Below are 2,988 nucleotides of genomic sequence, written 5' to 3'. Positions count from 1 at the left end.
GGGCGTTGTAGAGAAACGCGAAAGCCAGGTTCTGCCGCATGTTGCGGACCGTGGCGACTGATAGCGCACGGGCACGGGCAATACCTCTCAGGTCGCCTTTGACGAGGGTCAGTTGCGCACTGTTCATGGCCACATCGGTCCCGGTTCCCATGGCGATGCCGACATCCGCCCTGGCGAGGGCCGGTGCGTCGTTGATGCCGTCGCCGGCCATCGCCACGACGTGTCCTTCGCGCTGAAATTTTTCCACGAGAGCAAGTTTGTCGGCCGGCTTGACCTCTCCGTAGACCTCATCGATACCAAGCCGCTGCCCCACCGCGCGTGCGGTGGTCAAACCATCGCCGGTCGCCATCACTACGCGCAGCCCGGCCGCCCGCAGGCTCGCCAAGGCTTCCGGCGTACTCGCCTTGATCGGATCGGAAACAGCCAGCAGGCCGAGAAGTTGCCCATCACAGGCAAGATGGATCACGCTGGCCCCACTCTTGCGAAGTTCCTCGGCGCGTTCGGCAAGTTCGGTGGAGGATCCAAGCTCGATACCCTCCTGCGCCATCAGCGTCACGTTACCGAGTGCCAGGCGTCGCCCTCCAACGATGCCGTGTACGCCAATACCGCTCGCCGACTCGAACTGCTCGACCTTGTCGAGGCTCATCCCCCGCTCACGCGCGGCACGCACAATGGCATCGGCCAGAGGATGTTCACTGCCCTGGTCGAGACTGGCCGCGAGCTGCAGGATCTCGTTCTCACTGTTGCCTTGCAAGGCGACGGCGCGCTCAAATGCGGGACGCCCTTCGGTCAGGGTGCCGGTCTTGTCCACGATCAGCGTGTCGATCCGGCGCAGATCCTCAATTGCAGCCGCATCCCGAAAAAGGATGCCCTGCGTGGCGGCCTTACCGGTCGCCACCATGATCGACATCGGTGTTGCCAGCCCGAGGGCGCAGGGGCAGGCAATGATCAACACCGAGACTGCGCTGATGAGTCCGAAGACCCAGCCCTGATCTCCTCCAAACAGCCCCCAGGCAAAGAAGCTGGCAAGGGCAACGGTGACCACCGCGGCGACAAAATACCCGGCCACCACATCGGCCAGACGCTGCATCGGTGCCCTGGAGCGCTGGGCCTGGGCGACCATCTGCACGATCTGCGCAAGCATGGTTTGCGCGCCCACTTTCTCGGAGCGGATGACGAGGCTGCCCGAGGTGTTCATCGTTGCGCCGATCACCTTGTCTGGCGCTCGCTTGCTGACCGGCAGCGGCTCACCGGTCAGCATCGACTCATCGACCGAACTGCTTCCTTCGACTACCACACCGTCCACCGGCACTTTCTCGCCGGGCCGGACCCTCAGGAAGTCGCCGACATGGACATGATTGAGCGGAACATCCTCTTCACGGCCATCGGCCAGGATTCGCCGTGCGGTCTTCGGCGCCAGACCCAGTAGCGACTTGATGGCCGCTGAAGTCTGCGAACGGGCACGCAACTCCAGCATCTGGCCGAGCAGCGTCAGCGAAATGATGACGGCCGCCGCTTCAAAATAAACGCCGATCCGGCCATGAGCCATGAACGATGGTGGAAACACGCCGGGCGCCAGCGTCGCGACGATGCTGTACAGAAAAGCCGCGCCCGTACCGAGGCTGATCAGCGTCCACATGTTGGGACTGCGATGGACCACCGACTGCGCGCCCCGAACAAAGAAGGGCCAACCGGCCCACAGAACGACGGGCACGCTCAGGACCAGCTCCACGCCACTGCGAAGGGCCGGCGGCAGGCCGCCGAGCAGATGGCCTGCCATGGCCAGGAACACCACCACAAGGGTAAGCGGCAAACTGAACCAGAAACGCCGACGGAAATCTCGATACTCGCTGTTGTCGTCTTCGCTCGCCAGATCAGGCAGGACCGGCTCGAGGGCCATTCCGCATTTCGGACAGTTTCCCGGACCGATCTGCCGGATCTCCGGATGCATCGGGCAGGTGTATTCGGTGCCGGGATCGGTGACAGCGGGCTTTTCAGGCTGCAAGTAGGCACGCGGGCCTGCATCAAATTTGATCTTGCATTTGCTGCTGCAGAAGCGGTAAGTCGCGCCTTCCCACTCACTTTGGAAAGTCGATTCCGGCTTCACCGTCATTCCGCAGACCGGGTCTGTCGCGCTCCCTGGAGCGGCTTGCCCAGAAGAAGACGGAACGTGATGGTGGGCAGGGTCGTGCATGTGTCCGGACGCTGGGGATGTCATGGCAACTCCTTCTTGTCTCGACCTTGATCGCTACCCGGCCTTCAAGGTTTCGTCGGGTGCTTACTCCACTTTGGCCACCAGCCGGGCGTTCTGAGCAGGTAGGCGCGGTACTCCTCGCCGAAGGCTTCCAGTGCCTGCCTTTCTTCCCGTTTCGCCAGGCGGACGTAAGTCGCAAGCAAGATCGGAAACAGGGTGAGCGTGACCAGGGTCGGCCACTGCAGCAGGAAGCCGATCATGATGAGAATGAAGGCGGCGTACTGGGGGTGGCGGATTCGGGCGTAGGGGCCCGTCGACGCCAGCGTCTGCGTTTTCTGCGCGGCATAGAGCACTGGCCAGGCATCGGCGAGGAGCCAGAAACCGCCGAGGATGAAGAGACTGGACAGGAGGTGGAAAGGGCCGAAATGGGGGTTGGCCTTCCAGCCGAAAATCATTTCGGGCAGATGTCCCGCATCGTGAGAAAGCCAGTTGATGCCCGGAAAGTGCTCCGACAGCCAGCCCGAGAGCAGGTAGATGGTCAGCGGAAAGCCGTACATCTCCGTGAACAGGGCGACGACAAAGGCCGAGAACATGCCCAGCGTTCGCCAGTCCTGCTTGCTCTGCGGCTTGAAGTAACTGGCGGCAAACAGGATGAAGAAGATCGAGTTGATGGCGACGAGCGTCCACAACCCGTAATCACCGTTACTGGCGTCCATGGCCGTCTCCTCCTTCACCGGTATCGCGACCATGCGACTTGTGAGCACCGTGATGGCCATGCATGAAACGGTGCATCA

The 2,988-nt window shown here is 62.3% G+C and carries 2 protein-coding genes; both read right to left on the bottom strand.

The window, feature by feature from the left end:
• Positions 1 to 2,194: heavy metal translocating P-type ATPase (locus ZRA01_RS20080; protein ID WP_141355142.1), on the bottom strand; the 2,194-nt coding region annotated here is incomplete at its 3' end.
• A gap of 65 nt (positions 2,195 to 2,259) precedes the next feature.
• Positions 2,260 to 2,910 carry a methyltransferase family protein gene (locus ZRA01_RS20075; RefSeq protein WP_141355141.1) on the bottom strand — a complete coding sequence of 217 codons (651 nt, stop codon included), beginning with the start codon at positions 2,908 to 2,910 and terminating at the stop codon, positions 2,260 to 2,262.
• Positions 2,911 to 2,988: the final 78 nt, after the last annotated feature.

Origin of the sequence: Zoogloea ramigera, assembly GCF_006539865.1 — a bacterium.
Taxonomy (GTDB): domain Bacteria; phylum Pseudomonadota; class Gammaproteobacteria; order Burkholderiales; family Rhodocyclaceae; genus Zoogloea; species Zoogloea ramigera.
Note: the sequence above shows the minus strand (reverse complement) of the source record. Positions and strands in the feature narration are given on the sequence as shown.

Coding starts and splice junctions, on each gene's coding strand:
- ZRA01_RS20075 (WP_141355141.1), bottom strand. CDS start 2,910: ATGGACGCCAGTAACGGTGATTACGGGTTGTGGACGCTCGTCGCCATC.